Annotated in this window: 26 protein-coding genes and 1 riboswitch; of the genes, 9 read left to right on the top strand and 17 right to left on the bottom strand. The window is 58.6% G+C overall.

What is annotated here, in order from left to right:
- Positions 1 to 79: 79 nt before the first annotated feature.
- From IEX44_RS12060 to IEX44_RS12050, 3 genes are read right to left on the bottom strand one after another with little or no spacing between them, the layout of a single operon-like run.
- Positions 80 to 1,561 carry an efflux transporter outer membrane subunit gene (locus tag IEX44_RS12060; protein ID WP_188693806.1) on the bottom strand — a complete coding sequence of 494 codons (1,482 nt, stop codon included), beginning with the start codon at positions 1,559 to 1,561 and terminating at the stop codon, positions 80 to 82.
- Entirely contained in the window at positions 1,554 to 4,724 is a 3,171-nt protein-coding gene (locus tag IEX44_RS12055; protein WP_188693803.1) for an efflux RND transporter permease subunit, read from the bottom strand. Before IEX44_RS12055 ends, IEX44_RS12060 begins: the two co-directional genes overlap by 8 nt.
- A 15-nt stretch (positions 4,725 to 4,739) precedes the next feature.
- Positions 4,740 to 5,915: an efflux RND transporter periplasmic adaptor subunit gene (locus IEX44_RS12050; protein ID WP_188693800.1), complete on the bottom strand. Its 1,176-nt coding sequence runs from the start codon at positions 5,913 to 5,915 to the stop codon at positions 4,740 to 4,742.
- A gap of 292 nt (positions 5,916 to 6,207) precedes the next feature.
- Between IEX44_RS12050 and IEX44_RS12045 the strand changes: the two genes are divergently transcribed.
- The gene (locus tag IEX44_RS12045; RefSeq protein WP_188693797.1) at positions 6,208 to 6,852 is read left to right on the top strand and encodes a TetR family transcriptional regulator; all 645 of its coding nucleotides are present in this window, start codon (positions 6,208 to 6,210) and stop codon (positions 6,850 to 6,852) included.
- Between the two features lie 17 nt (positions 6,853 to 6,869).
- Here the strand turns inward: IEX44_RS12045 and IEX44_RS12040 are convergent, their stop codons facing one another.
- Both IEX44_RS12040 and IEX44_RS12035 read right to left on the bottom strand, forming a co-directional pair.
- Complete coding sequence (locus tag IEX44_RS12040) at positions 6,870 to 7,205, bottom strand: antibiotic biosynthesis monooxygenase family protein (RefSeq protein WP_229679010.1); 336 nt, start codon at positions 7,203 to 7,205, stop codon at positions 6,870 to 6,872.
- Positions 7,206 to 7,243: 38 nt separating this feature from the next.
- On the bottom strand, positions 7,244 to 8,095 hold the full coding sequence (locus IEX44_RS12035; RefSeq protein ID WP_188693794.1) for a polysaccharide deacetylase family protein: 852 nt from the start codon (positions 8,093 to 8,095) through the stop codon (positions 7,244 to 7,246).
- 189 nt (positions 8,096 to 8,284) lie between these two features.
- Between IEX44_RS12035 and IEX44_RS12030 the strand changes: the two genes are divergently transcribed.
- The 3 genes from IEX44_RS12030 (at position 8,285) to IEX44_RS12020 (ending at position 10,594) form a co-directional block, all read left to right on the top strand.
- Positions 8,285 to 9,181: a carbohydrate ABC transporter permease gene (locus tag IEX44_RS12030; protein ID WP_188693792.1), complete on the top strand. Its 897-nt coding sequence runs from the start codon at positions 8,285 to 8,287 to the stop codon at positions 9,179 to 9,181.
- Entirely contained in the window at positions 9,178 to 10,029 is an 852-nt protein-coding gene (locus tag IEX44_RS12025; protein ID WP_188693789.1) for a carbohydrate ABC transporter permease, read from the top strand. The genes IEX44_RS12030 and IEX44_RS12025 overlap by 4 nt, the downstream gene beginning before the upstream one ends.
- A 133-nt stretch (positions 10,030 to 10,162) precedes the next feature.
- Positions 10,163 to 10,594, top strand: a complete 432-nt coding sequence (locus IEX44_RS12020) for a CHRD domain-containing protein (protein WP_188693786.1) — start codon at positions 10,163 to 10,165, stop codon at positions 10,592 to 10,594.
- A 78-nt stretch (positions 10,595 to 10,672) separates the two neighbouring features.
- Here IEX44_RS12020 and IEX44_RS12015 read toward each other — a convergent pair whose 3' ends face one another.
- On the bottom strand, positions 10,673 to 11,638 hold the full coding sequence (locus tag IEX44_RS12015; protein WP_188693783.1) for a LysR family transcriptional regulator: 966 nt from the start codon (positions 11,636 to 11,638) through the stop codon (positions 10,673 to 10,675).
- 194 nt (positions 11,639 to 11,832) lie between these two features.
- On the opposite strand from IEX44_RS12015, the gene IEX44_RS12010 reads away from it, so the two are divergent.
- Positions 11,833 to 11,988, top strand: coding sequence for a hypothetical protein (locus tag IEX44_RS12010; protein ID WP_188693780.1), 156 nt, complete (start codon positions 11,833 to 11,835; stop codon positions 11,986 to 11,988).
- A 141-nt stretch (positions 11,989 to 12,129) separates the two neighbouring features.
- Here the strand turns inward: IEX44_RS12010 and cobU are convergent, their stop codons facing one another.
- From cobU to IEX44_RS11975, 7 genes are all read right to left on the bottom strand, one after another.
- On the bottom strand, positions 12,130 to 12,696 hold the full coding sequence (cobU, locus tag IEX44_RS12005) for a bifunctional adenosylcobinamide kinase/adenosylcobinamide-phosphate guanylyltransferase (protein ID WP_188693777.1): 567 nt from the start codon (positions 12,694 to 12,696) through the stop codon (positions 12,130 to 12,132).
- 14 nt (positions 12,697 to 12,710) lie between these two features.
- The gene (locus IEX44_RS12000; protein WP_188693774.1) at positions 12,711 to 13,247 is read right to left on the bottom strand and encodes a histidine phosphatase family protein; all 537 of its coding nucleotides are present in this window, start codon (positions 13,245 to 13,247) and stop codon (positions 12,711 to 12,713) included.
- Positions 13,232 to 13,993, bottom strand: a complete 762-nt coding sequence (locus IEX44_RS11995; RefSeq protein WP_188693771.1) for an adenosylcobinamide-GDP ribazoletransferase — start codon at positions 13,991 to 13,993, stop codon at positions 13,232 to 13,234. The genes IEX44_RS12000 and IEX44_RS11995 overlap by 16 nt, the downstream gene beginning before the upstream one ends.
- Positions 13,977 to 15,032 (bottom strand): nicotinate-nucleotide--dimethylbenzimidazole phosphoribosyltransferase, encoded by a 1,056-nt coding sequence (cobT, locus tag IEX44_RS11990; protein WP_188693768.1) that lies wholly within the window; start codon positions 15,030 to 15,032, stop codon positions 13,977 to 13,979. Before cobT ends, IEX44_RS11995 begins: the two co-directional genes overlap by 17 nt.
- 157 nt (positions 15,033 to 15,189) lie before the next feature.
- On the bottom strand, positions 15,190 to 17,052 hold the full coding sequence (locus tag IEX44_RS11985) for a TonB-dependent receptor domain-containing protein (RefSeq protein WP_188693766.1): 1,863 nt from the start codon (positions 17,050 to 17,052) through the stop codon (positions 15,190 to 15,192).
- Positions 17,053 to 17,207: 155 nt separating this feature from the next.
- Positions 17,208 to 17,415: riboswitch (cobalamin riboswitch) on the bottom strand.
- A gap of 87 nt (positions 17,416 to 17,502) precedes the next feature.
- Entirely contained in the window at positions 17,503 to 18,675 is a 1,173-nt protein-coding gene (locus tag IEX44_RS11980) for a DUF1700 domain-containing protein (RefSeq protein ID WP_188693763.1), read from the bottom strand.
- Positions 18,675 to 19,004, bottom strand: coding sequence for a PadR family transcriptional regulator (locus tag IEX44_RS11975; RefSeq protein ID WP_188693760.1), 330 nt, complete (start codon positions 19,002 to 19,004; stop codon positions 18,675 to 18,677). Before IEX44_RS11975 ends, IEX44_RS11980 begins: the two co-directional genes overlap by 1 nt.
- Positions 19,005 to 19,176: 172 nt before the next feature.
- On the opposite strand from IEX44_RS11975, the gene IEX44_RS11970 reads away from it, so the two are divergent.
- Together IEX44_RS11970 and IEX44_RS11965 are read left to right on the top strand one after the other, a co-directional pair.
- Positions 19,177 to 19,323, top strand: a complete 147-nt coding sequence (locus IEX44_RS11970) for a DUF3096 domain-containing protein (protein ID WP_188693757.1) — start codon at positions 19,177 to 19,179, stop codon at positions 19,321 to 19,323.
- Positions 19,324 to 19,348: 25 nt separating this feature from the next.
- Positions 19,349 to 19,618 (top strand): acylphosphatase, encoded by a 270-nt coding sequence (locus tag IEX44_RS11965; RefSeq protein ID WP_188693755.1) that lies wholly within the window; start codon positions 19,349 to 19,351, stop codon positions 19,616 to 19,618.
- A gap of 15 nt (positions 19,619 to 19,633) precedes the next feature.
- On the opposite strand, the gene IEX44_RS11960 is transcribed toward IEX44_RS11965, so the two are convergent.
- Positions 19,634 to 20,122: a WbuC family cupin fold metalloprotein gene (locus IEX44_RS11960; RefSeq protein WP_188693752.1), complete on the bottom strand. Its 489-nt coding sequence runs from the start codon at positions 20,120 to 20,122 to the stop codon at positions 19,634 to 19,636.
- Between the two features lie 231 nt (positions 20,123 to 20,353).
- On the opposite strand from IEX44_RS11960, the gene IEX44_RS11955 reads away from it, so the two are divergent.
- Positions 20,354 to 21,445: a hypothetical protein gene (locus IEX44_RS11955; RefSeq protein WP_188693749.1), complete on the top strand. Its 1,092-nt coding sequence runs from the start codon at positions 20,354 to 20,356 to the stop codon at positions 21,443 to 21,445.
- Positions 21,446 to 21,470: 25 nt separating this feature from the next.
- Positions 21,471 to 21,779 (top strand): (2Fe-2S) ferredoxin domain-containing protein, encoded by a 309-nt coding sequence (locus tag IEX44_RS11950; RefSeq protein ID WP_188693746.1) that lies wholly within the window; start codon positions 21,471 to 21,473, stop codon positions 21,777 to 21,779.
- A 3-nt stretch (positions 21,780 to 21,782) separates the two neighbouring features.
- On the opposite strand, the gene IEX44_RS11945 is transcribed toward IEX44_RS11950, so the two are convergent.
- From IEX44_RS11945 to IEX44_RS11935, 3 genes are all read right to left on the bottom strand, one after another.
- Positions 21,783 to 23,030: a DUF1479 domain-containing protein gene (locus tag IEX44_RS11945; protein ID WP_188693744.1), complete on the bottom strand. Its 1,248-nt coding sequence runs from the start codon at positions 23,028 to 23,030 to the stop codon at positions 21,783 to 21,785.
- 82 nt (positions 23,031 to 23,112) lie between these two features.
- Positions 23,113 to 24,270, bottom strand: coding sequence for a cation diffusion facilitator family transporter (locus tag IEX44_RS11940; protein ID WP_229679008.1), 1,158 nt, complete (start codon positions 24,268 to 24,270; stop codon positions 23,113 to 23,115).
- The gene (locus IEX44_RS11935) at positions 24,271 to 25,599 is read right to left on the bottom strand and encodes an ABC transporter ATP-binding protein (RefSeq protein ID WP_188693741.1); all 1,329 of its coding nucleotides are present in this window, start codon (positions 25,597 to 25,599) and stop codon (positions 24,271 to 24,273) included.
- Positions 25,600 to 25,685: the final 86 nt, after the last annotated feature.

Genomic DNA, 25,685 nt, shown 5'->3' with positions numbered 1-25,685 from the left:
CAGACAAGCCCAATAATGAAAAAGCCCCACCGGATCAGGGTGGGGCTTTTGTTTTAACGCTGTTGCGATCGATACACGCCTAGCTGTTTGCGCTGCTACCAGGGGCCGCGGGCACCGTACCCGTCGACTCCACCCAGCCACCACCCAGCACCTTGTACAAGGTCACCAGATTGTTCAGGCGCGACAAGCGCAGCGTGATCAGGTTTTGCTCAGCCGTGAACAACGAGCGCTGGGCATCCAGTGCCGCCAGATAGCTGTCCACGCCTTTCACAAAACGCAACCGGGAGAGTTCATACCGGTCGCTTTCCGACTGCACCAGCGCTTGTTGCGCAGTGATCTGCTGGTCTAGCAGATTACGTGCGGCCAATGCGTCAGAGACTTCACGGAAAGCCGACTGGATAGACTTCTCATACTGCGCGACAGCGATTTTCTCGCTGGTCTTGCTGATGTCCAGATTGGCGATATTGCGGCCGGCATCAAAGATCGGCAGCGTAATCGATGGCGCAAAACTCCATGCGGTCTGACCGGCCTTGAAGAGGTTGGAGAGTTCCGCACTGGACGTACCATAACTGCCTGTCAGCGTAATCCGCGGGAAGAAATTCGCGCGGGCGGCACCAATATCGGCATTGGCAGCTTTGAGCGTGTGCTCGGCCTGCAAGATGTCCGGCCGGCGTTCCAGCAGATCGCTCGGCACCCCGGCAGGCATGTCGGTCAGCAGGTTTTCCGTCCCCAGATCTTGTGCTGCAGGCAGGTCAGCCGGCAACGGCTCACCGACCAACAGCACCAGGGCGTTTTCAGCTTGCGCACGTTGCAACTGGGCTGCAGCGGTCGACGCCTGGGCAGTATTGACCTGTGTGCGCGCTGCGGCCAGTTCGATGGCAGATGAGGCACCGACATCGAAACGCTTCTGCGTCAGATCCAGCGTGTGCTGGTAAGAGGCCATCGTGTCTTGCGAGAGCTTGAGCTGTTCTTCAGCGGCCTGGAACGTCAAATACTGGCTGGCAACCTCCGCGACCAGTGCAATCTGCGATGCACGTTGCGCTTCAGTCGTCGCAAAATAGCTTTCCAGCGCTTCGTTCTTCAGGCTTTGCACACGACCAAACAAGTCCAGCTCATACGCCGTAAAGCCCAGATTGGCCGAATACGAACCGCCGGTGAATTGCGCACCGGTGCTGGAAAGATCAGCCGGCGTATGAGCACGCGTGCCCCCCGCTGCGGCATTCACGGTCGGGAACAGATCAGCGCGCTGCACCTGGTACTGTGCGCGGGCTTTCTCAACTTGCAGCGCGGCCACGCGGTAGTCACGGTTATTCACCAGCGCCAGTTCGATCAGCTTTTGCAGGCGGGCATCGGCAAAGAAGTTGCGCCAGCCAATATCGGCTGCCAGCGTTTGCTTGTCGCCGGCAGCGGCCGGAGCACTGGCAGTGCCGTAGTCGCCACCGCTCGGGAACGCACCGTTGACCGGTGCGGCCGGGCGCTGGTAGGTCGGCGCCATGGAGCACGCCGAGAGTGCAGCGGCCATGGCCGCGGCCAGCATCAGGTTTTTATATTGCTTAACCATTGTTGTTTTCCTCGGCAGGTGCATGACCATGCAGACTGCTGTTCGGGTGCAGCGGCGCGCGGTCCTTGACCTTGAACACCTTGTGCACCACCACAAAGAAGATCGGCACGAAGAAGATCGCCAGGACGGTCGCGGTGATCATGCCACCCGCCACGCCGGTACCGATGGCGTTCTGGCTACCGGAGCCCGCGCCATTGGCAATCACCAGCGGCAGCACACCCAGAATGAACGCAATGGACGTCATCAGGATCGGGCGCAGCCGCATGCGGATGGCTTCCAGCGTCGCTTCCACGAGGCTCATGCCGTTCTCATGCAGTTCCTTGGCAAATTCCACGATCAGAATCGCGTTCTTGGCCGACAGACCGATGGTCGTCAGCAGACCCACCTGGAAGTACACGTCGTTGGAAAGGCCGCGACCGGTTGCTGCCAGCAACGCACCCACCACACCTAACGGCACCACCAGCATGACGGAGAACGGGATGGACCAGCTTTCATACAACGCGGCCAGACACAGGAACACCACCAGGATAGAGATCGCGTACAGAGCCGGCGCTTGCGAACCAGAGCGCTTTTCTTCGTACGACAAACCGGTCCACTCATAGCCGATGCCCGGAGGCAGCTTGGCGATCATGTCTTCCATGGCTTTCATGGCCTGACCGGTGGACTTGCCCGGTGCTGGCGAACCCAGCAGTTCAACCGACGACACCCCGTTGTAGCGCTCAAGCTTCGGCGAACCGTATTCCCAGTGCGCAGAGGCGAAGGCTGAGAACGGCACCATCTGGCCCTTGGCATTGCGGACGTACCAGTTATCGATATCGGACGGCAGCATGCGATACGGTGCGTCAGCCTGCACATACACCTTCTTCACACGGCCCTTGTCGATAAAGTCGTTCACATAGCTCGAACCCCAGGCGGTCGACAGCGTCTTGTTGATGTCAGACAGCGACAAACCCAGCGCAGACGCTTTTTCTTTGTCGACTTCCACCTTGTACTGCGGCGTGTCATCCATGCCGTTGGGGCGTACTGCGACCACGTCGGTGCTCTTGGCGGCCATGCCCAGCAACATGTTGCGGGCTTCCATCAGCTTGGCGTGACCGACGTTACCGCGATCCTGCAACTGCAAGTCGAAACCGGTGGCGTTACCCAGCTCCAGCACCGCAGGCGGGGCAAAGGCAAACGCGACGGCTTCCTTGAACTGCGAGAACGCACCCATGGCACGACCGGCAATGGCTCCCACCTTCTGGGATGCGCTGCCGCGTTCCTTCCAGTCTTTCAGGCGGACAAACGCAAGACCCATGTTCTGGCCACGACCGGCAAAACTGAAGCCCGCCACCGAGAACACAGATTCGACATTGTCTTTTTCATCGACGAGGAAATGGTGTTCCATTTTCTCGATCGTCTTGATGGCCTGTTCTTGCGTGGCACCCACTGGCAACTGCACTTGCGTGAACAGAATGCCCTGATCTTCGTCCGGCAAGAACGAGGTCGGCAGACGCATCATCAAGAACACCATGATGCCGATAATGACCAGATAGATCGCCAGGAAACGGCCCGAGCGGCCCAGAATGCGGCGCACGGTGGATTGGTACTTGAGGTTGCCCGCATCAAACTTGCGGTTGAACCAGCCAAAGAAACCGGTATCGACCGCGTGATGGCCTTTCTCAATGGGTTTGAGAATGGTCGCGCACAGCGCCGGGGTCAGAATCAAGGCGACCAGCACCGACAGCACCATGGACGACACAATGGTGATGGAGAACTGACGGTAAATCGCACCGGTGGAGCCACCAAAGAACGCCATCGGCACAAACACGGCAGACAGCACCAGCGCAATACCAACCAGCGCGCCTGTGATCTGGCCCATGGATTTACGCGTGGCTTCCTTGGGCGAAAGACCTTCTTCGCTCATCACCCGTTCGACGTTTTCCACCACGACAATCGCATCGTCCACCAGCAAGCCGATGGCCAGCACCATACCGAACATCGTCAGCGTGTTGATGGAGAACCCGGCCGCAGCCAGCACGCCAAACGTACCCAGCAATACCACCGGCACCGCGATCGTCGGGATCAGCGTAGCGCGGAAGTTCTGCAAGAACAGATACATCACCAGGAACACCAGCACGATGGCTTCAGCCAGCGTCTTCACCACTTCTTCGATCGAAATCTTCACGAACGGGGTGGTGTCGTACGGGTAAACCACCTTGAGCGACTGCGGGAAATACTTTTGCAGATCGTCCACTTTGGCGCGCACGGCGTCAGCGGTTTGCAGCGCGTTGGCGCCGGTAGCCAGCTTGATCGCCAGACCGGAAGCCGGCTTGCCGTTGTAGCGGGTCAGGATCGAATAGTCTTCACCGCCCAGTTCCATACGCGCTACATCACGCAGACGCACTTGCGAGCCGTCTGTATTCACCTTCAACAGAATGTTGCCAAACTCATCTGCGGTTTGCAGACGGGTTTGTGCGGTGATCGTGGCATTCAGTTGCTGGCCCGGCACGGACGGCGCGCCGCCCAACTGACCGGCGGACACCTGTACGTTCTGGGCAGAAATGGCGTTGGAGACATCCAGCACTGTCAACTGGAAGCTGGCGAGCTTGTCCGGGTTCAGCCATATACGCATGGCGTATTGGGAGCCGAACACGGTGACGTCACCCACACCTTCCACGCGGCTGATCGGGTCTTTGACGTTGGCGTTGAGGTAATCGCCAAGGTCATTGCGCGTCATGCTGCCGTCGGTAGACACAAAGCCCAGCACCATCATGAAGTTCTTGGTGGCCTTGGCAACGCGAATACCTTGTTGCTGCACTTCTTGCGGCAACAGCGGGGTAGCCAGTTGCAGCTTGTTCTGCACCTGCACCTGGGCAATGTCCGGGTTGGTGCCATTCTTGAAGGTCAGCGTGATGGAAACGGCACCCGAGGAGTCACTGGTGGACGCCATGTATTCCAGGTTGTCGATCCCGTTCATCTGTTGTTCGATGACCTGGGTGACCGTGTCTTCCACGGTCTTGGCCGATGCACCCGGGTAGGTGGCGGTAATGGCCACCGAAGGCGGTGCAATGGGCGGGTATTGCGACACAGCCAGCGTGCGGATCGACAACAAGCCGGCCAGCATGATGACAATGGCAATCACCCACGCAAAAATCGGGCGATCAATAAAAAAACGAGCCATGAGGTCTCTCCCCCGTTACTTGGCAGCAGCGGGCGCAGAAGCGTTCGCGTCGACTGTCTTGACTGCCACACCGGGCTTGATCTTTTGCAGACCGGAGACGATCACCTTGTCGCCAGCTTGCAGACCCTTGGTCACGACCCATACATTGCCAATGGCGGTATCTGCCACGACCGGACGCACTTCAACCTTGCCTTCCTGGTTCACCAGCATGACGGTAGCGTCGCCGCTGGAGGTGCGTTGCACGCCCATCTGCGGCACGGTCAGCGCGTTATCCTGTACGGCTTGCGAGAGATGTGCACGCACGTACATACCCGGCAGCAGATCATGGTTCGGGTTCGGGAACTCAGCACGCAGCGTCACCATGCCGGTGGTCTGGTCAACGGTGATATCAGAGAACAGCAGCTTGCCGGCTTGCGGGTAAGTAGAGCCGTCTTCCAGCGTCAGTTTGACCGGCACGGCCCCATCCACGCCCTTGACCTTGCCAGCCTGCAGCGAACGGCGCAGACGCAGGACTTCAGTGCTCGATTGCGTCACATCCACGTAAATCGGATCCGTCTGGGTGACGGTGGCCATCAGCGTGGCATCGCCCTGCCCGACCAGCGCACCTTCGGTCACTTGCGCCTTGCCCACACGACCGGAAATCGGGGAGGTGACGGTGGTGTAGCCCAGATTCAGGCGCGCAGTTTGCTGCGTCGCTTTCGCGGAGGCCAGATCGGCTTCCGCCTGCTTCACGGCGATCTGCGCGTTGTCGTAATCCTGCTTGCTGACGGCCTGCACCGGCGCCAGTTCGCGATAGCGCGATTCTTGCAGTTTGTTTTGGGCCAGCGTGGCATCGGCCTTGGCGACAGCGGCCGTGGCGCTATCGTATGTGGCCTGCAGCGGTGCCGGATCAATACGGAACAGTACCTGCCCCGCTTTGACATCACTGCCTTCAACAAAGGTTTGCTTGAGTACAATGCCGGCGGCACGGGCGCGTACTTCGGCCACGCGGACCGGGTTAACGCGGCCTGGCAGCTCAACCGACAGCGGCAGGTTCTGGGCTGCAATGGTCACGACGCCCACTTCTGGCGTTTGACCTGCGCCCCCAGCACCTGCGGCAGGTTTGTCGCCGCATGCACTGAGGACCGACACGGCCGCCAGCGCGGCCAGAGTCGTTAGACGTAAAGGAAACCGGTTCGTGTTTGCACGCATGAGTGCCCCCGCAACATGGAAATGATTGTTTTGAAGAAAGACAGAAGACGGACCAGGCGCCGGCAGTCAGTAACAGTCATGCTGCCATGCACATGTGCAAAACCGCCCAGACCGGACGGTTTGCTGAAATCTTGAGTAAATCGTAACATACATACATTCGCGAATGTATGTATGCCGCATAAATTAATTGTTCGGTAAAGTGTACAACACTTGATAATTTCAATGCGAATCATTTCATTCGCATCAGAAACCACAAAACACCACTGACCACCCTCCACGCACAAGGTTCGGTATGGCGCGCAAAACCAAAGAAGAAGCGGCAGAAACCCGGGAACATCTGCTGGATACCGCAGAACGCATTTTCAGCGCCAAGGGAGTGTCACGCACCTCGCTGGCGGATATCGCCGATGCAGCCGGCCTGACGCGTGGCGCCATTTACTGGCACTTCGAAAACAAGGCAGACCTCTTCAACGCCATGGCAGACCGCATCTGCCTGCCGCTGGAACAAGCGCTGGAACCTGACGAAACCGGCCATTACAGCGAGCCACTGACCCAGTTGCGTGAGGCGCTGATCAAAACCCTGGCCGACACCGATACGGATGAACGCCAGCGCCGCGGCCTGGATGTACTGATGAACAAGTGCGAGTACACCGAGGATCTGCAAGCCGTGCTGGATCGCCGTCGTGAAGCCATGCTGAACGGTACGCAACGTCGCTGCTCACTGCTACGCCAGGCGATCGAACGCGGCCAACTACCGCCTGACCTGGATGTCGCGCGTGCTGATCGTTTGCTGATAGGCGCATTGTGCGGCTTGCTGAACAACTGGTTATTCATGCCTGACAGCTTTAGCCTGAGAGACGAAGCTGCGCCTCTGATCGACGCCCTGCTGGAAACCCTGCAACTGGGCCGTGCACTGCGGCAAAACCCGGCAGACTGAACCCGCTTGATACGTTGTTAGCGCTTGCCCCAGGCACGTTCAACTTTGGCCACGCGCGCTTCAAAGTGTGCATACCAATCGCGTTTGCCCTGCTCTTGTGCGACACGGTGCTCGCCGTGGGACCGCCAGTTCGCAATGGCCTCCTGGCTTTCCCAGTAAGAGATCGTGATGCCAAAACCACTGGCGTCACGCACGCTCTCTACCCCCAGATATCCGGGTTGCTGCTGCGCCAGCTCCAGCATGCGATCCGCCGTTGCTGCATAGCCTTCCGGATCTTGATCATTGCGCTGCGAGGTGAACATCACCGCGTAATACGGTGGCTGTGGCGTATGGGCAAAACCTGAATCAGACAAAGTATTCTCCAACCCTGCTTTGTAAAAGATCGGTGCGGTTACTGGTAAACCTGTTTGATACCCAACAGTTGGTCAACCGTCACAAACTGATAACCGGCTTTTTGCAGCCATGGGATCACGGCATCAACCGCAGCAACCGTCTGGTCGCGGTGACCACCGCCATCATGCATCAATATGATGGCCTCCTCATGAATATATTGCTGGATCCAGCGCTCAATGTGGTGAGTACCAAACAGCCAGCGGTTTTTGTTCCAGTCCTGCGTGTCAATGGACCAGAGGATGGTTTTGAGGCCGTGCTGATTCAGCGCCTTGATTTCCGAATCATCGATCTTGCCGTAGGGCGGGCGGAACAACAGCGGCCGCTTGCCGATCACGCGCTGGAAAATATCCTGCGTCAGACCAATCTGCTCGTCCCACCAGAAATCTTCAGCGGTGCCGGAGATATCGGGATGCGTGAACGTGTGATTGCCCAGCGTATGCCCTTCGGCCAAGGCCCGACGGGCCACCGTGTCATATTCCTGAACATGCTTGCCGATCCAGAAAAACGTGGCGTGCACGTGATATTTCTTAAGCACATCCAGCAACGCCGGTGTGTAGGGGCTGGGGCCATCGTCAAACGTCAGCGCCACCATGCGACGGTGTGTCGGCCCCTCCAGAAATGCCACGCCGGGGTTCAGTGCAGCATGCGCATTCATGTCCTCTAACGGGGCTTGATCCCAGTCATCAATAAACGGCGTGCGCACGTACTGCCGCGCCTTGGGCGTCGTCGCGGCGACCGTTGTGGCAGCGGGCAATGGCGGGGGCAACCAGTCCAGGATTTGCCAGGCCGCGATGGTTAGCACACATGAACAAACAGCAAGAATGGCGATACGTCGGGCCTTGCGCGGCATGGTTTCGTTTCCGGATTGCACTTTATAGACAGACTTGTTGTGCTTGCAGCATGCCCCAAACAAGCCGGCGCTGCCTTCATGCCAATGGCAATACGGCAAGCCCGGCAAACAGCCACCCGCGCCAAATCACATAAGATGTTTGCCTGACGTGCCGGCATCAGACCGGCCACAGCAGACAGAGGATGCGGTATGGCACTTCCTGGCGTTCGGCCCGCAACGGGCTGGCTGTTTGTCGCACCGTTTTGCGCGGTGTTTGCGGTGTTCATCTTGTGGCCGCTGGGTTATAACGCCTGGCTCGCCTTGCATGACTATTTCCTGCAAACCGGCCACACGCAGTGGAACGGCTTTGCCAATTTTGTGATGCTGACCTGGCCTGAGCGTGAGTTTGGCCCGGCGCTCAAGAACTCCCTCATTTTCCTGGTTCTGGTACCCATGCTGCAGATTGCCGGGCTGGGCCTGGCCTTGCTGCTGCACCGCCCGTTTCCCGGCGCCGGGCTGATCCGCGCTTTGTGCTATGTACCGGTCATTATTGCCATGTCGATTGCCGCAGTGGTGTGGCGGCAAGCCTTTGCAGCAGATGGGCTGGTTAACAGTTTTCTGGCCACGTTTGGCATCATTTCTGCGCAGAACCCGCCGTTGTGGTTCAGCCGGGAAAACCTGGCACTGTACCCGGTGATCCTGTTTGCCTTCTGGAAGAACCTCGGGTTTTACATGGTGTTGTATCTGGCTGGTTTGCAAAGCGTGCCGCGCGAACAACATGAGGCCGCCATTCTGGATGGCGCGAACCGTTTCGAGCGCCTGCGCCATGTCACGCTGCCGGCGCTACAGCCGGTGATTTTGCTTTGCACATTGCTCGCGACCATCTACGCCCTTAAAGCCATGCAAGAACCGCTTTACCTCACCCGCGGTAGCGCCCACACCACCACGGCGTTGCTGTATGTGTGGAACGCGGCGTTCTACGGCCACCAGTTTGGGTACGCGGCCGCAGCGGGTTTGATCGTGACGGTTATTTGCCTGATGCTGGCCCTGTTCCAGTTCAGGCTGCTGGGAGAACACGGCCGCCTGCGCCAGGGGAATGCAACATGAGCCAGCATCGTTCTTTGCATCCCGCGACCTTGCTGCTATTGGGTAGCCGCCACGTCGGTATTGTCTTGTTTACCGTATTTGCGCTGTTTCCGTTTGTGTGGGCGGCGTCAGTTGCGTTCTCGGCAGATACCACTTACATGTGGGTGTTTCCACAAGCGTTCATCCCGCACCGGCCAAGCCTGGACTGGCTAGTGCGGGTGTTTCATGAAATCCCGCTGATGATTTATCTGCGCAATTCATTATTGATTGCCACCTTCACTACACTCGGTGTGCTTTTGCTGGCAGTGCCTTGCGGTTACGCGCTGGCGCAGATTGATTTCCCCGGGCGCCGCGCCTTGTTTGCACTGATCATTCTGACCATGATGCTGCCAACAGAAACCATGATCATCCCCAATTTCCTGACCTGTATTCATCTGGGTTTGCTGGACACATGGACCGGTACCATCGTGCCCAATATTGCCAGTGCGCTCGGCGCGTTCATGATGCGGCAAGCCTTCTGTGACTTACCGCGCGAGACACTGGACGCCGCCCGGGTCGATGGCGCCAGTGAGTGGCAGGTGTTGTGGCGAATTGCGTTCCCCCTGGCGCTACCCATGGCAGGCGCACTGGCGACGCTGACGTTTGTCGCGGCATGGAACGACTATCTGTGGCCGCAGGTGATTCTGAACAGTCAGGACAAAGTGCCACTGGCAGTGGGCATCTTCCACGATCTGACCGGTGAGTTCTCTACCTCGACCAGTTTGCTGATGGCCGCCATCACGGTATCGGTCATCCCGGTGCTGATCGGTTTTGCGCTGACGCAGCGGTATTTCCTGTCGAGTTCACTGGTCGGTCGTCAGGCGATCTGACGCTCTGCCGCCCGACAGACCCACGGTCATAACGCCAGGTTGGCAGGCAGAAAAAGCGGACTATGCTAAGGCCACAGGCACCAGACCTGACACGATCCGGCTTGCCGCCTTTGCATCTTCCAGGAGACCCCTCATGCCCCGCCCCGCCCTTTTTGTTCTGGCCGCTGCCCTTGCATTCACCGCATCTGCCGCACTGGCCGCCAAACTGACTTACAGCGCCACGCTCAATGCCGCCAGCGAAGTGCCTCCGAAAGAAAGCGATGGCACTGGCATTGTTCAGGTGGAATACGACACCGACAGCAAAGTGATGAACTACACCGTTAACTACAGCGGCCTCACTGGCCCCGCAACCGCCGCGCATTTTCATGGCCCTGCTGCAGCGGGCGTGAACGCGCCACCCGTGGTGCCACTGAAAGGCGCCTTGCTGAGCCCCATTGAAGGGAGCGCCACATTGACAGACGAACAGGCCAAAGAGTTACAAGGCGGCCAGATCTATTTCAACATCCACACTGCGGCCAATCCAGGTGGCGAAATTCGCGGTCAGCTACAAGAACTGAGCAAGTAACAACACCATCAGGCAATACCAACAACATGGCCAGCCGGGTTGCCCGGGCTGGCCATGTTGTTATGTGCACCTGGTCGATCAACGTGTTTCTGCGGCCAATTGTCTGGGACGGATTTTGGATTTGATATACGCCTTGAGCGATTCATCTTCCCATGGCGGGGTATCGCCAAAGTGCTCGACCAGCACATCAATAAACGTTCGCAATTTGGCAGAGATAAACGTGCGGCTGGGGTACACGGCGTAGACCGACACCGGGGGACGCGGGTAATCCAGCAAGATCGGCACCAGCCGGCCGGCGTGGATGTGTTCCTGAATCAGAATGGTGGGTTGTACGGTAATGCCCAGACCTTGCAGCGCAGCCCGTACGGCCATTTCGCCATTGTTTACCCGCAGGCGCGGATTAATACTCACCGAGAACTTGCCATCCGGCCCGTCGAACACCCAGGCGGCACCATTGTTGGTGTAGGTGTAGGTAATACATTGGTGGTCGACCAGTTCAGAGGCATCGCGCGGCACGCCATGTTTGGCCAGATATGCCGGGGATGCCACAAACAGTAGATTGATCTGCGCCAGTCGGCGCGCCACCAGCGACGGGTTCGGCGAGGCCGAAATACGCACGGCCATGTCAAATCCTTCTTCCACCAGATCAATCACCCGATCAGAAAGATCCAGATCAACCCGCATGTGCGGATATCGCGCGTAATAATCCGCCAGTACCGGCGCCAGGTAATTGACGCTGAATACGGCTGGCGCGCTGATCTTGAGCGTACCGCGCGGGTTGACTGCACTCTGGCTCAAGAGCGACTCGGCATCCTCCAGATCGCTGATGGCGTGCTGACATCGTTCAAAATACATGGCGCCCGGGCCGGTCAGGCTGAGGCTGCGCGTAGTGCGGTTGAGCAAACGAACGCCAAGTCGCGTCTCAAGGTGCTTGATATGCTTGCTCACCATGGCGGTCGACAAGCCAGTGCGCTCTGACGCTGCAACAAAACTCCCCAGCGACGCCACCTGGCAAAACACTTTCATGCTCATCAGTGTATCCATATCCCTCCCTTATGCCGGCAATCCTGCTGGCACTGCAAACCACCTGCCATGTCCTGATCATTGTTAACCATCAGGAAACAATCAATCTACGTTTTAGATATTTATCTGGCGTTAGCCAGTGAATATGATGACGTCCATGGATGCCACAAGCACAAGTGGCACAAAAAAGCAGTGACTGCATCGGAGAACACATCATGGACAAGCTTGCCAATATCACTTTTGTTGTCGTTACCCTGGCTGGGGTGGTCGGTGCTGCGCAAGTCGCAGACGGCCTGACCCGGTTTACGGTCGGTGCACAAGCCGGCGAACACACAGTGAGCACCCTGACAGCGCACACGCCGGAAATGTAATCACTCCGGCTTGCAGCCTGGATCGGCCATACCCTGACCAGGGGCGGCGGTCCGCAAGAGGCAAAACCCGGCCGGTCGGCTCTCCTCGCTGACTGGCAAGCCCGCAAAAGGCCGCGCAAGCGGCCTTTTGTCTTTAGTGCGTCAGCCGCATGCAGGCACCTGGCCTTTCATGGCCAGCGGCAAACCCGCTGCCACCCAGACGACGTTGTCGCACACACGGGCCAGTGCCTGGTGTAGTCGCCCTGCTTCATCCACAAATGCCCGGGTCCCCGCGCCTAGCGGCACCACACCCAGGCCCACTTCATTACTGATCAGCAATAGCGTGCCACTCGCCTGAGTTACCGCATCCAGCAGACGACTGCGAGCTGCCTGCCATGCGGCGGGCAATACTGGCGCGGGTGCTTCGGCCCACTGCGCATCCGCTGTAAACAGGGCATGCGATAACCACAGCGTGAGGCAATCGACGATGACCGTCTGCCCGGCCACACAATGCTGTTCAATCCCCTCTGCCAGCACTTCGCGCGCTTCCACGGTCTGCCAGTGCGACGGGCGCTGCTGCCGATGATGTGCAATCCGGGCGGCCATTTCGTCGTCTGTGGCCGTTGCAGTAACCAGTACCGTAACGGGCTGGCCACTCGCGTGAGCCATCTGCTCTGCAAGACCACTTTTGCCGGAACGGGCGCCGCCCAGCAGCAATGTAGTTGTCATCAATTGTCCGGTTTTCAAGATGGGGTCGGTATCGCATCCGGCCACGTCAGCCAAAGCACTTCGCCATGCGGGACGGCCTGCCCAAGGCAGTCATCCCAAGGCAGGAAGCGCGACCACAGGGCCCTGATCACACCCGCGTGGGTGACGACGATCGCGACCTTTATCCCTTTTGCAGCGCATTCGTCTGCCCACTGCCAGACCCGCGCCTGCATGACCACCAGGCTTTCTCCACCGTGGGTTGCGTCATAACCGGTAGCAATCCAGTTATCCAGCGCGCCAGCCCCAATGTCTTGCCAGGATCGACCTTCCCATTGGCCAAAATCCAGTTCCTGCAACCGTGTATCTTTCATCGCCACCGGGCTGATGGCCTGCGCCAGTAACCAGCAGCGTGAAAGCGGGCTGCTATAAACCGGCACACCGTCAGGCAACTGAGCCTGTAAACATGCAATATCGCGTGCACACACGTCCTGCGCCAAAGGCAGATCAAGCCGTCCGTAACACAAGCCCGCCGCATCTTTCACTGGCAGGTGACGGATTAACGCAAGACGCATGCGCACCATGCCAGATAACACGCCAGTTCGGCCAGTTGCTGGGTCATGCCAAGCGTATCGCCGGTATAACCACCCAGCGTTTTACGCAGATACGCCGCCACACCATAACGCACCATGATGCCGGCAAGCAGCGCCGTGCCTATCCATAGCGGTGGCAACAACAGCAAGGGCACCACACCGAACACGATTGCGAGTAACAACCCGCTACCAGCAAGCCGCGTGGCGACGGGTTTGGCTTTGCCCGCCGGACGCACGTAATCCAGCGTAGCCAGCAAACTCACTGCCACCAGCCGGCTGAAACCATGGGCGGCGATCAGGGCCACGCCCAGTTGCGCGACTGGCAAAGCCGCGAGTGTTTCCAGTTTGAGCAACAGACCGGCAATCAAGGCGATTGCGCCAAAGCTGCCAATGCGTGAGTCATGCATGATCTCCAGCATGCGTTCACGGGTATAGCCCCCGCCAAACCCGTCTACTGCGTCCGCCAGACCATCTTCATGAAACGCCCCGGTTAACCAGATCGTTGCAATCATGCTCAGCACCAATGCAACCCGCATTGGTAACACCCAGTGAGTGAGCCAGAAAACCGCCGCGGCGATCACCCCGATCAGTACACCAACCAGTGGAAAATACCGCGCGGCGCGATCCAGATCGTCTGGCAAATAGCCGACCCAGGCGGGGATCGGAATGCGTGTGAAATAACCCAGCGCGCAGAAAAAGTGGCGGATCGGGTTATTCGCTGCGTTCACTGACACCTGCCTCGTCAAACGACGCCATCTGGTTCAACAGATCCACGGCCGAACGCACCAGCGGCAACGCCAGCGCCGCGCCACTACCCTCGCCAAGGCGCAGACCAAGGTCCAGCAAGGGCCGCCTGGCGCCCAGATGCAACAACAAGAGCCTGTGGCCTTGCTCGCCAGAGCAATGACTGAAAATACAGTAGCCCAACACGCCGGGCGCCAGTTTGCTGGCCACCAGCACGGCTGAGGTCACAATGAAGCCATCGACCAGAATGGCGATGCGGCGGCTGGCCGCGGCAAGGATCGCGCCGACCAGCATGGCAATCTCCAGCCCGCCGAGCGCGGCCAGGGCCTCGAGGGGTTCCAGTGCATCTGCATGCCGCGCGAGCACTTGTTCGAGCACGGCAATCTTGCGCGCCAGGCCTGCATCGTCCAGCCCGGTGCCACGACCGGCACAGGCAGACACCGGTTCACCCGTCAGACGTGCCATCAGCAACGCCGCAGCAGACGTATTACCAATACCCATCTCGCCCAGACCAATCAGCGTCACGCCCTCATCGGCCAGCGCATACACAATCTGCGCACCGGTTTCAATGGCCTGATGGACTTGCTCCGGCGTCATGGCCGGCGCTTCAAGACTATTGGCGGTGCCTTTGGCAACGGGGCGATCGATCAGCAATGGATGGGGCGCGAAGTCAGCATTGACGCCAGCGTTCACCACCTTGAGATCCATCTGGTGGCTACGGCATAGCACGCTGATCGCCGCACCACCCGCCAGGAAGTTCAACACCATTTGCGGGGTGACTTCTGCGGGATACGGACTCACGCCGGCGCGTGCCAGGCCATGGTCTGCGGCAAAAACCAACATGGCAGGTCTGGTGATTTGCGGATCAGGTCGCTGCTGGATGACACCCAACTGCACAGCCAGCGCCTCCAGTTGCCCAAGGCTGCCCAACGGTTTGGTTTTGCGGTCGAACCGGTGCTGCAACCGGGCAACGAGGCCACCATCAAGCGCCGGGATATCGAATGAGGGAAGAAGTTGTTTCATGGTTTTTGTCGTTATGTGGTGAGGGGAGCAAATGCGCCGCGAACCGGACTTTACTACACCAGCATAGTCCAGTGCCCGCAAAACAACGGCCCGGTCACTGGCGGGTTGATCGCCAATGAACCGGGCCGCTGCAGGGTGTGTACAGCCTGGTTAATGCTTAGAAACCGGCACCGTCATACGACAGATTTACAAAGTACGCGCGGCCTTCGGTGTTGTAGTTTTTCACCAGTTCGTAGGCACGATCAAACACGTTGTTTACACGCAGGCCGGCTTTCCAGTTCTTGGCCAGGGTGTAATCCAGACCAAGACCGTAGATCACGTAGCCACCCATTTCGTTGGCATCGGAGTTGGCTGCATCGTCAAAGCGCTGACCGGCGCCCTGGGCGTCCGCCACCCAGTGCCAGACACCCACAGTCTGGCCAATCGACGCAGTACCAAACAGCTTGGCACGGCGTGGCAGCAACAAGCCGGTGTCGTGGTCAAACGGGTTCTGGCGAGTCAGGCTACCAGAGAGATCCAGATTACCCAGCTTGCCTTGCGTGGTCAGCGTACCGCCGACGATCTTGCCTTCGTTGAGGTTTTCCGGAATGTAGTTGTTATTGGCATCCAGTACGATCAGATCCCGGATGCGGTTCTCAAAGCCCACCAGCGTGGTGCTCCAGCCACTGGCGTCCCAACGCAGACCGGCGTCGAACGAGCGCCCCTTCTCTGCCTTCAGGTTGGGGTTGGAACATACGTAGCCGCAGTCGTAGTACAGATCATTGAACGTCGGCGCGTGAAAGCTGGTGCCGGCGTTGGCGGTGAACTGCCAGGCTTTGCTGAAGCGATAGGCGTAACCCACGTTGCCGGTCGTCTCATGACCGAACTGCGAGTTATCTTCAACGCGCAGGTTGGCTTGCAAGTGATTGGCGCCGAAATCGTCTTGCCAGCCACCGATAACTGCCTTGTTGATACGACCATCGACGTCGTATTGCGCGGTGCTGGTCACGGTTTCGTTCAGATATTCTGCCGCCAGCAGCCACTTGCCATAGTCGCTGTCGATACGGTTGTCCCAGTTCACTTGCTTCTGACGGGTATCAAAGCGGCTGGTATAGGGCTCGAACGTGTTGTAGTCCCAGGAATCAGCATGCGACTGATCTTGCGACATACCTACCGTGAGCGTGCTTTGCCAGGACTGGGTGATCTGGTTGCGGCTGTACACAGAGATATTGCTCTGGGTTTCACGCGTCCACGGGTTGGCCGGGAAACCGCCCGCGTCATACGCGGCATCGCTTTGCACATACAAGCCACGGATGCCCAGTTCGTTGGCATCGCCAAAGAAGTGCGACAGATCAAAATTGGCGGAGGTCTGGTGATAACCATCGCGATCCGGCTCGTAGTAGAACGTGCTGGATGGCTTGGTCAGGTTGTAGCCTTCGCTTTCCTTGTGGCTAAAACCCACTGCAACGCGTGTGTCATCCTGCCCGGCAGACAGCCCCGTCGCAACGCTCCAGGTGCTGTCAGTACCATATTCCGTATTGGCCCACACGTGTGCTGTACCCTGGCCACGCTTGGTGAAAATCTGTACCACGCCGCCAACAGCATCAGAACCATACAGGCTGGAGGCCGGGCCACGCAGGATTTCCACGTGATCAATCGCAGAGACCGGGATCAGGTCAAAATTGGTACCGCCGTTGGTGGCCGTACCCATGCGCTGACCATCCACCAGAACCAGCGTCTGGTTGGCGTTGGCACCGCGGATATACAAACTGGCCGGCTGGCCCAGGCCGCCAGAGCGGGAGAACTGTACGCCAGGCACAGTCGCAAGGGCTTCGCCCAGCGTTTGCGCGCCGGTAGCCGCCAACTGGCTACCGGTCAGGACGGAAACATCGCTCGACAAGGTGTCCGGGTTGGTGGCAATACGCGTTGCGGTTACCACCATGGTGGGCTGAACGCTGGCGTTATCGGCATGCGCTACGGCGGCGCTGAGCGCCAGAACAAGCGGCGACAGCCGCAACACACAGAAACTGGATTTGGACATGGTGCCTTCCTGATGCCTGCCCCACGCAGGCTTGTAATGATTGTGTGGAAGACACGTGATGTCGCAGGCGCCGGTTCCCTGCCTTTGGGGCAAGCTGGCCGCATGCGATTTCCCGTCCGGACGCACCCCGCGCCTTCCGCCTTGTTGCGCACGTTGCGTGCACGTCTCGCAAGGCCGGTCTCCGGGCTTGTCGCTCCGACGTTCGCCTTCCCGACCCGATGAGGTCAGTGGCCTGGTTGAACGCGTTCATTGCGACTTACCGTTGCGGGGGCAGCTCAGGACTGGTTGTGCACCAAGGCACGACGCACCTGATTCCCTGTTTCACCTGCCAACCTGGCAGGCACCTTGCGAAGGCCGGAATTCTAACAGCATCAATTCCGGCCTGCGAGCACAAGGTTGTATATAGAAGAAGCGGCGCATTGCGCCGCTTCTATCTGGAGGATCAACCGATCAGGCGCGGTTTTCTTCCTGCTTGCCAACACCCAGTAAATCAAGCTGGTACCGTACAAAGCGGCTAACCGTGCGGGCCGTCCATCGGGCCAGCGCCAGCGTCAACAACAGCACGATGGCCCCAAATGCCAGCAAGAACAGACCAATCGGCAGCAATTTGTCACTGCCATCGCCGCCAGTATGCAAAACCCGCTTCACTACTTTCTCGCCCGCGTTATCGCTGTCTGCATCACCCTCATCGTCGTCATTTACTTCGACTTCTTTCTTGAGGCCATCCTTGACGATATGGACGTTCTCCGTCGTCACCACTTGCGACGGGCCACTTACGCCATCACGAATCCGGTTAGCTTCAGCACGGGCAATGGCAGCTTGTTCACGGGCTTTGGCGGCTTCAAGTTGCCCGGCGGCGCGGCCCTTGTCACCTTCATCTGCGGCGGCATCCAGCTCCGCCTGAGCGGCGGCCACATCCGCTGCAGCTGCCTTGATGTCGGCATCCACGGCGCTGGCGACGTGTTTTTTGCCCCGATGCGTGCTGATATGCACGTTGCCCTCACCACCATGGATATTGATTTCGGTCTCGCCGGTTTCTTTATTGGCGGTGATCTCGACCGAGTCTCCTTGCTGCTTGTGCTGTTCAATGGCGTCTTTGACCGCTTTGGCATCCTTGCCAACGATCTCTACGCCATTGTCGTTAATGGAGATTCGCGCAGTGCCCGACGCGGCGCCCTGTGCGTGCGAGTGCACCACACTGACTTCATCGCCGGCCGGCCAGTCGAAAGCCCACTGCGTGACACCAAGAATGGTGCAGATAACGCCCCCCAATAGCACGGCGCCCGACGTCATGAACCCTGCAGTCAGCAAAAGCAGCCAGATCAATAGTGGAATGGCGAGCACAAAATTGAGCGCACCCAGACCTGCATACGCCAATACAACCTGCCACAAGGTGCGAAATGACTTGCGATCTTCCCAGTTCTGCAGGCTGGTACGGGCGTGCAATTCTTTGGCAATGCGCTCCGGATCACCCAGCCTCTCGGCGATTTCTTCTTCGGTATGTCCTTCCGCCAGGCCATCACGGAAAAATTCCTCGTAATCGCCAACGATCTCGTCGACCTCTTTGGGCGGCAGATGCCCAAGGCCAGCCCGCAGTCGCAGCAAAAACGTTTTCTGATTCATTACCGCGCTCCCCCGGTATGTATTCCGTTCAATACGCCGTGCACTTCGGCCACAAACTCATCCCATTCCTGCCGCATTTCCTTGAGGCTGGCCAACCCCGTGTCGGTCAGGCGGTAGTATTTGCGCGACGGACCAGAGCTGGACTCGACCAGGTACGTCGAGACCCAGTTTTCGTCCTGCAGACGCCGCATTAACGGGTAGATGGTGCCATCGCTGATTTCCATGCTGGATGAAAGCTGGTTCACGATAGCCCAGGCGTAACTATCCCCTTGCGCCAGCACTGCCAGCACACACATGTCCAGCGCACCCTTTTTGAGTTGAGTCTTCATAGGCTGGTTGATCCCCCTGCGGCCAACGACGCCGCTTGCGTGGTTGCTTTATACGACAAGGTATCTTGCATTACAAGTATGGTGGTCTCCCGTGCCCTGTTTTGCAACAGCCCACTTGCTGCCGCGTTTCGGGTCACTTATAAAAAATCCACGACACTCAAGGAACAAGTCCATGAATATCCAGTTCTATCTGGGCCCGCTGGTCTCACTGATTGCGGGCATTCTTATCCTGATCATGCCGCGGCTGCTGAATCTGATCGTGGCGATCTATCTGATCGTGATCGGTGTGCTGGGTCTGTTTGGCGGGCATCTGCACTGATTTCACAAGCCGGGGGGAATACCGCATGGTTGCCAAACGCTTGCTGGTGCACGGTCGCGTGCAGGGAGTGGGGTTCCGTTTTGCCACATGTCTGGAGGCCAAACGGCTAGGCGTAAACGGCTGGGTGCGCAACCGGCATGATGGCACGGTGGAAATCCACGTTGAAGGCACTGAAGATCTGGTGGACGAACTCACCGACTGGGCGAGTCACGGCCCACCCACAGCCCACGTCACCCGTCTGGATATCACAGCCACAGCCTCAGAAAACAGTACCGGTTTTACCGAACGCGCTTGATCCGGTGTCTGCGTTTCAAACGGCCTTGCCCGTAAAATGCTGCAGCATGAATGAAAGGTAGTCCGCACAGGAGGACTCTCCTTCTGCAGGCGCCCACGGTGCTTTTTCGGCGGCAGAGATCGGCGTGTACGGGCCCTGTTTACTCTCAAAAAACACAGAGTTGGGCTCTAGCGCCACAAGGCTGTGGAATGTCCCGGCAGGGATGTTGATACCCACATTCTGACCACCCGGCACCAATTCGCACGCCTGAACAACCTTACCGGTTTTGTCAAAAACAAGGCAGCCCAGACGACCGCTCAAAGCAATGATCGATTCTTCCTTTGTCGCATCCAGGTGACAGTGCGGCTGGACATAAGTCCCCGGCTGCAGGGCGTTGAGCATGCGATGACACAGATCTTCATTGTGCTCATGGAAGTTGCGGTTTTTGCGCAAACGCGGCGCGGCAGCGGCTTCTACGCTCAATTGGGCCAGCATGTTCTGGTCGATCAACACGGCATCAGACATGGATTGGAAACTCCAGGCGAAAAAAAACCCGGGGACATTTAACCCCGGGTCCACCAACAACATCTACAAAGGAGAAACTATCAAGACGCAGCTGCTGCATCCCAACAGGCCTTCAAATTTATCGAAATCATTGGGGATTGTCAAACAATTCAAGGGTCTGGAATTACGATCTTGCAACCCCAGTTGTTACGTACAAAAGCGTATAATTTTAACTTTTTGCCAGACACCCTCATGACCCTGCCCGACCCCAGAATGTACCCACGCGTGAATGCCGCCAATCCGGTAATTCGCGCCCTGATGTCGCTCTTGACCGAACGCGAGGCAGATGCGGTCAAGGCTAAAAGAGAAACCCTTTACACGCTGGTGTGCGAATTGTTGCAAGCCAATGACCACGCGGCTTTGAACGCTGCGCTGACTCAAGCACCGTCGGAAAATGCTTACAGCATATTGTGGGACACCCTGCGCTCGGCCGCCGAAAAGCCAGATTCTTACAGCCAGCAATGGGCCGTGCCCTTTGCCATCCCCTTAATTCTGGTTGCCGGAGTCAAAGGACAAACCAATCTGCCCGGCCGTTTGGCTGATGTGGATGCCGTGCGCGAAATACTCAAAAAGCATGACATTTTCGCCACAGATGCAGATGTCTGGCTGTCGTCCCAACTGGCGCACCCAGAGCAAATGGCTCAGGTTAACCCCGCCCAGATCTCGCGCTGGCGCGATCAATTGCAATACGCCAGTGGCGGTTTGCCAGTGACGTTCCAGGACGCGCCGGTACCGCTCAAAGATGAAGGCGTGTTTGTTCGTTATCTGTTTGGCGTGGCCATCCAGCGCAAAGATGCGTTGCCAGCAGTGAAGATCGGTGGCCAGGTGGGCGCCTGGGGCGTGCCGCTGGCGCAAGAACTGGGCAAGCAGTTGCAAACCGGGGGCGTGACCCTGTTTACCATTCCGCGTGTGCCACAAACCTGGCTAGCCGCTCAGGAGAACGGTCGCGTAACCCAACTGGAGACCCAACTCCAGGTGGCCACCAGCAATGCACTGCGCAGCATCCGTACTGCCGGTCGCAGCCCGGTGATCACGCTGGCCGCGCATGAGTCTGGCGAAATCCGCATCACGTTCTGTGGGCTGGAAGACGGCGAACGCTGGGAAGGCTTTGTCTGGCCGCTGGCACCACTGGATCGCACCGAACAGGTGGTGGATTTTGTGCGTCAGTTGATGGTCGAATGCCAGGTCAACGATGTGCGCATCGTTGAAACGGTCCAGCCGGACCGGATCGGTGAACTGCCCTTTTTTGTGACGGCGCATATTGCGCCGGTGACGCAGCAATAAGCGTCCATAGCCACAGGATCACGTCATGAGCTATTTCAAATACCACGTTTTCTTCTGTACCAATCAACGCGGCCCGGGCGAAACCTCTTGCAACGATTGCGGAGCGGCCAATATGCAGGCCTATGCCAAAGACCGCGTCAAGGCGCTCAAACTCAATGGTCAGGGCAAGGTTCGCATCAACAAAGCGGGCTGTCTGGATCGCTGTGATGACGGTCCCGTCATGGTCATTTACCCGGAAGGCACCTGGTATCGTTATGTCGATGAAGAAGACATCAATGAGATCGTTGAATCCCATCTTGCGAATGGCAAGGTTGTGGAACGCCTGAAAATCTGAGGTTTAGTCTTCCAGGCCCATCTGTCTGCGGCCGATCCCGGTCAGCGCGTTCGCAGTCGCGCGGCCGGTGAAATCAACCTCAAAATGGTCCGCCGGAAAATCCGGCGGACTTTTTCCTGCCAGAAACGCTGGCAATTGCCGCGCCAGATAGGCGTCGTTCTTGGCGCAACCGGGCGTGGCGGCGATATACATCACGTTGCTCCAGCCTGATCCTTTGTGTTCGTCTTCTACCGCATGAATCACATCGCTGTGCCAGAACACCGTGTCACCGGGCTGCATGAGCGGAATGCTGGACAAAGCGGGCTGCAGCACACCGTGCCATTGGCTGGTCAGCGACAGTGCCCTGCCAGGCAACGCGCCACACAGATCATCGTCTGGCACATCGTCCTGCAACGCACGCAGCAAAACATAAACCATCGCATTGGATATGGGTATCAACTGCAGAGTGCCATCCCCTGGCCCTTGCGCGGTGAGCGCCGTCCAGCCTTGAAACGTGCGGAACATGGAACATACGGCGGGCGACGGGATCTCGTTGACTTGTGTGCGCCAGGCCGCATCAAACGGGTCATAGCGGCGCCAGTCGCCATTAAAGACATGCCGGTAGACTTGCCGGAACGCTTCATCCAGCCAGCGCTCGACCGACCCGCCATCACAGTGTGCCGACAACCCCAATGACGCCGACCCTGGCGGCCGCCGCCGCACCCTATCGGCATACACCGGCACCTGCTCGGGATCGAAATGCTGGCGACCTTCACTCTCGGTGAGCCATAAGCGGTTCAAGAATACGCGGGCATGCGTCAATGCTTCAGACTGGCGCGCCGCAACCTGCGGGCCGGACCAGTAAATGCCGTAGATTTGCGGTTTGCCAGATGCCAGCTCACCAAAGTATTTGTCTTCAGCCCGGTGCGCCAGTCGCGCTTCGAAGCCGTTGCTGTCAACGTATCGGGCCAGATCATCATTCCAGGCGCTGGCCTGGTCCGGGCTGAAAACGCGGCGGATGACACAGGCGCCCCGCGCCTTGATCTGCGCGACCCTGGCCGGGTCTACCGTGCCAGCAGCAATGTCGCTGAACGCCAGCTCAGGGATCACCGACTGCCCTCGCTCTCGCTCGGCGGTGATCGCGGCGACCTGGCGGCGCATTTCGCTTTCAACCTCCAGAAACACCGCGTGATATTGCGGCAGCTTCTGGCGTAACACGCGTTTCGCTTCGCGGATTGCAGCGGGCAAATCAGCGATATGTAATTCGGCCATGCTGATGTCTCCGGTACTGAAGATTCAGCATAGACCTGCAGAAAGCGAGTTTTCGATCCGATCAAGCCAGATCAAGCGCTGGCTACGCTGGCAACTCGCGTCGCCAGATCGACAGATCCACCGGCACGGCCAACCGGGCAGAGAGAAATGCCCGTACGGCAAAGTCATTGATCGCTGGCGCGGCGGGCTCTAACTGCACGGCGATATTGAGGCGTCCGTCCAGATAATGCAGGGTGATGTCCCACTGCTGCGCACCCAGCTCCGGCAACGCGCTGGTCAAGAGATCAAGCACCTGCTCTCGGGAGGGTAAGTCAGGCGCAGTCGATGCCACCGTTTCGCGCGGATCGATATGAATCTGCACATCCAGCACCGGGAAATGGGCCAGCACGGCCTGCCGCGCCCGCACGGCCACATGATGCCCTTCACTGACGCTAATGCGCGGTGCGACTTCCAGATGGGCGTCGACCAGCGCCATATCGCCCATCTTGCGCGTACGCAAATCGTGTACATCCAGCACACCCGGTGTAGACCGCAATGCGTCCTGAATCTTGCGAACGTCATCTACCGGCAGCGCGCGGTCCATCAGGTCGTTCAGTGCATCCCAACTGAAGGACCAGCCCATACGGCCGACGACAAACGCCACGATCAGCGCGGCCAACGGGTCCAGCACCGGAAAACCGGCCAGGTTACCCGCAACGCCAATCAACACCACGACGGATGACGCCGCGTCAGAGCGGGCGTGCCAGGCGTTGGCGATCAGCATGGATGAATTGACGCGCTTGGCTTCACGCAGCATGTAACGGAACAGCGATTCCTTGGCGACGATGGCAATCACCGCTACCCACAGCGCAGTGGCGTGCACACGGGCAATATTCTCGTGGTTCTGGATTTTGCCGACCGCGCCCCACAGCATCCCGGCCGCCACGATCAGCAGAATCACGCCCAGCGCCAGCGATGCCGCGTTCTCAAAGCGCGCATGACCGTACTGGTGATCTTCGTCCGCCGCTTTGTGGCTGTGCTTGTTGGCCAGCAACACCACAAAGTCCGCAATCAGGTCAGACAGCGAATGCAGACCATCTGCGATCAAACCTTGCGAGTGCGCGAAGACACCCATCACGATCTGCGCAGCTGACAGCACAATGTTGACCCACGCGCTCACCCAGGAGGTCCGTGCTGCCACAGCCTGCCGGGTGTTTTCGGTCAGGCGGGGGGTATCGGCGGGGTAATCCGGTCTTTGCAATCAAGACTCCGCGGGTGTTTCGGTTTTTTCTTCTTCGTCGTCGTCCGGCTCTGGCAACGCGATCAGGCCGGTGTGGAAACCGTACTCATACACTTCACCATAACGACCCCATTCAATGGCAACCTGCAACACGCGTTCCGCTTCTTCCTGATCCAGCGACTCGCGCAACAGTTTGAGGAAGGCCTGTTCTGGCAATTCGCCCGACTCGGTTTGCTCCAGACTGTGACGGATATGCGCAGCCAGCGGAACGTGCGTGAGCAGCTGCTGGCCAAAGATTTCCTGGCGCATGGTGTTTTCTGCCTGCACATAACGATGGCCCAGCGGCGTGATGGCGATATCGCCATGTGCCACTTGCGCCAGCCCCAAGAGCTGGAGCGCTTCGGCCAACGGCAGCAATTCGTCGTCGGTCAGTTCTGTTTCTTCACCCAGCGCCGGGAGGTCGGCACGGCCATTGAATGGCGGCTCGGACAAGAGTTCCAGCAGGCTTTCCATACGGCTGACGTCGGCTTCCGGCAGGCGGTAGGCCAGCGGCAATTCGTGCGTGTCCGTCGCGCGGCCAGCGCGGGCACGGGCTGTCATCAGCGCATAGACCTCATCGATCAGGCTGCGGACTTCGACGCTTTCCGGATTACGCGGGCGCGGCAAAGAAATGCGCAGCTCAGCGCGAACACGGCCCGGATCGCTGGCGAAAATCAACACACGATCAGCCATGAGCACGGCTTCTTCAATATTGTGCGACACCACCAGAATGCCTTTCATAGGCGTCTGTTTGCTTTCCCACAGTTCCAGCATGTCGTCGCGCAGTTGCTCACCGGTCAGCACGTCGAGCGCAGAGAACGCTTCATCCATCAGCAAGATATCGGGCTCGACCACCAGTGCACGGGCGATGCCGACGCGCTGGCGCATACCGCCGGACAATTCGCGCGGCAAGGCGCCGTTGAAACCGGAAAGGCCAATCAGTTCGATGGCTTCTTCAGCCCGCTTTTCACGCTCTTCCAGACCCACGCCGCGTGCTTCCAGACCCAGTTCCACGTTCTGCTGTACAGTCAGCCACGGGAACAACGCAAACGATTGAAACACCATCGACACGCCACGCGTCGGGCCGTACACCGGTTGGCCGCGGTAGTTCACATCGCCCTTGTCGGCAGAGATCAACCCTGCCATCAGACGCAACAGTGTCGATTTGCCCGAACCCGACTGGCCCAACAGTGCGACGATTTCCCCTTCATGCAGGGTGAAATCCACGTCCTCGAGCACAGCCCGTTGCGAGCCATCCGCAGAGCGGAAAGACTTGCCGACACCTTTCATTTCGATCAATGCATTTGCCATTTGTTTTCTCCTCTACGCCAGCCGTGCGGCGTGGGGTGTTGCAGCGATATTGTTGGTTTGGTTTGAAACCGGATGCCCGGCAAAGG

The sequence above is a fragment of the Silvimonas amylolytica genome (assembly GCF_014645555.1).
Taxonomy (GTDB): Bacteria; Pseudomonadota; Gammaproteobacteria; order Burkholderiales; family Chitinibacteraceae; genus Silvimonas; species Silvimonas amylolytica.
Note: the sequence above shows the minus strand (reverse complement) of the source record. Positions and strands in the feature narration are given on the sequence as shown.

Bases quoted from the DNA above. Each gene is read 5' to 3' on its own strand.
- IEX44_RS11970 (WP_188693757.1), top strand. From the start codon at position 19,177: ATGAATATCCAGTTCTATCTGGGCCCGCTGGTCTCACTGATTGCGGGC.
- IEX44_RS11975 (WP_188693760.1), bottom strand. From the start codon at position 19,004: ATGAAGACTCAACTCAAAAAGGGTGCGCTGGACATGTGTGTGCTGGCA.
- IEX44_RS11935 (WP_188693741.1), bottom strand. From the start codon at position 25,599: ATGGCAAATGCATTGATCGAAATGAAAGGTGTCGGCAAGTCTTTCCGC.
- IEX44_RS12030 (WP_188693792.1), top strand. From the start codon at position 8,285: ATGGCACTTCCTGGCGTTCGGCCCGCAACGGGCTGGCTGTTTGTCGCA.
- IEX44_RS11985 (WP_188693766.1), bottom strand. From the start codon at position 17,052: ATGTCCAAATCCAGTTTCTGTGTGTTGCGGCTGTCGCCGCTTGTTCTG.
- IEX44_RS11980 (WP_188693763.1), bottom strand. From the start codon at position 18,675: ATGAATCAGAAAACGTTTTTGCTGCGACTGCGGGCTGGCCTTGGGCAT.
- IEX44_RS12015 (WP_188693783.1), bottom strand. From the start codon at position 11,638: ATGGATACACTGATGAGCATGAAAGTGTTTTGCCAGGTGGCGTCGCTG.
- cobU (WP_188693777.1), bottom strand. From the start codon at position 12,696: ATGACAACTACATTGCTGCTGGGCGGCGCCCGTTCCGGCAAAAGTGGT.
- IEX44_RS12060 (WP_188693806.1), bottom strand. From the start codon at position 1,561: ATGGTTAAGCAATATAAAAACCTGATGCTGGCCGCGGCCATGGCCGCT.
- IEX44_RS12020 (WP_188693786.1), top strand. From the start codon at position 10,163: ATGCCCCGCCCCGCCCTTTTTGTTCTGGCCGCTGCCCTTGCATTCACC.
- IEX44_RS12045 (WP_188693797.1), top strand. From the start codon at position 6,208: ATGGCGCGCAAAACCAAAGAAGAAGCGGCAGAAACCCGGGAACATCTG.
- IEX44_RS12000 (WP_188693774.1), bottom strand. From the start codon at position 13,247: ATGCGTCTTGCGTTAATCCGTCACCTGCCAGTGAAAGATGCGGCGGGC.
- IEX44_RS12035 (WP_188693794.1), bottom strand. From the start codon at position 8,095: ATGCCGCGCAAGGCCCGACGTATCGCCATTCTTGCTGTTTGTTCATGT.
- IEX44_RS11965 (WP_188693755.1), top strand. From the start codon at position 19,349: ATGGTTGCCAAACGCTTGCTGGTGCACGGTCGCGTGCAGGGAGTGGGG.
- IEX44_RS12055 (WP_188693803.1), bottom strand. From the start codon at position 4,724: ATGGCTCGTTTTTTTATTGATCGCCCGATTTTTGCGTGGGTGATTGCC.
- cobT (WP_188693768.1), bottom strand. From the start codon at position 15,032: ATGAAACAACTTCTTCCCTCATTCGATATCCCGGCGCTTGATGGTGGC.
- IEX44_RS11960 (WP_188693752.1), bottom strand. From the start codon at position 20,122: ATGTCTGATGCCGTGTTGATCGACCAGAACATGCTGGCCCAATTGAGC.
- IEX44_RS12050 (WP_188693800.1), bottom strand. From the start codon at position 5,915: ATGCGTGCAAACACGAACCGGTTTCCTTTACGTCTAACGACTCTGGCC.
- IEX44_RS11950 (WP_188693746.1), top strand. From the start codon at position 21,471: ATGAGCTATTTCAAATACCACGTTTTCTTCTGTACCAATCAACGCGGC.
- IEX44_RS12010 (WP_188693780.1), top strand. From the start codon at position 11,833: ATGGACAAGCTTGCCAATATCACTTTTGTTGTCGTTACCCTGGCTGGG.
- IEX44_RS11945 (WP_188693744.1), bottom strand. From the start codon at position 23,030: ATGGCCGAATTACATATCGCTGATTTGCCCGCTGCAATCCGCGAAGCG.
- IEX44_RS12025 (WP_188693789.1), top strand. From the start codon at position 9,178: ATGAGCCAGCATCGTTCTTTGCATCCCGCGACCTTGCTGCTATTGGGT.
- IEX44_RS11955 (WP_188693749.1), top strand. From the start codon at position 20,354: ATGACCCTGCCCGACCCCAGAATGTACCCACGCGTGAATGCCGCCAAT.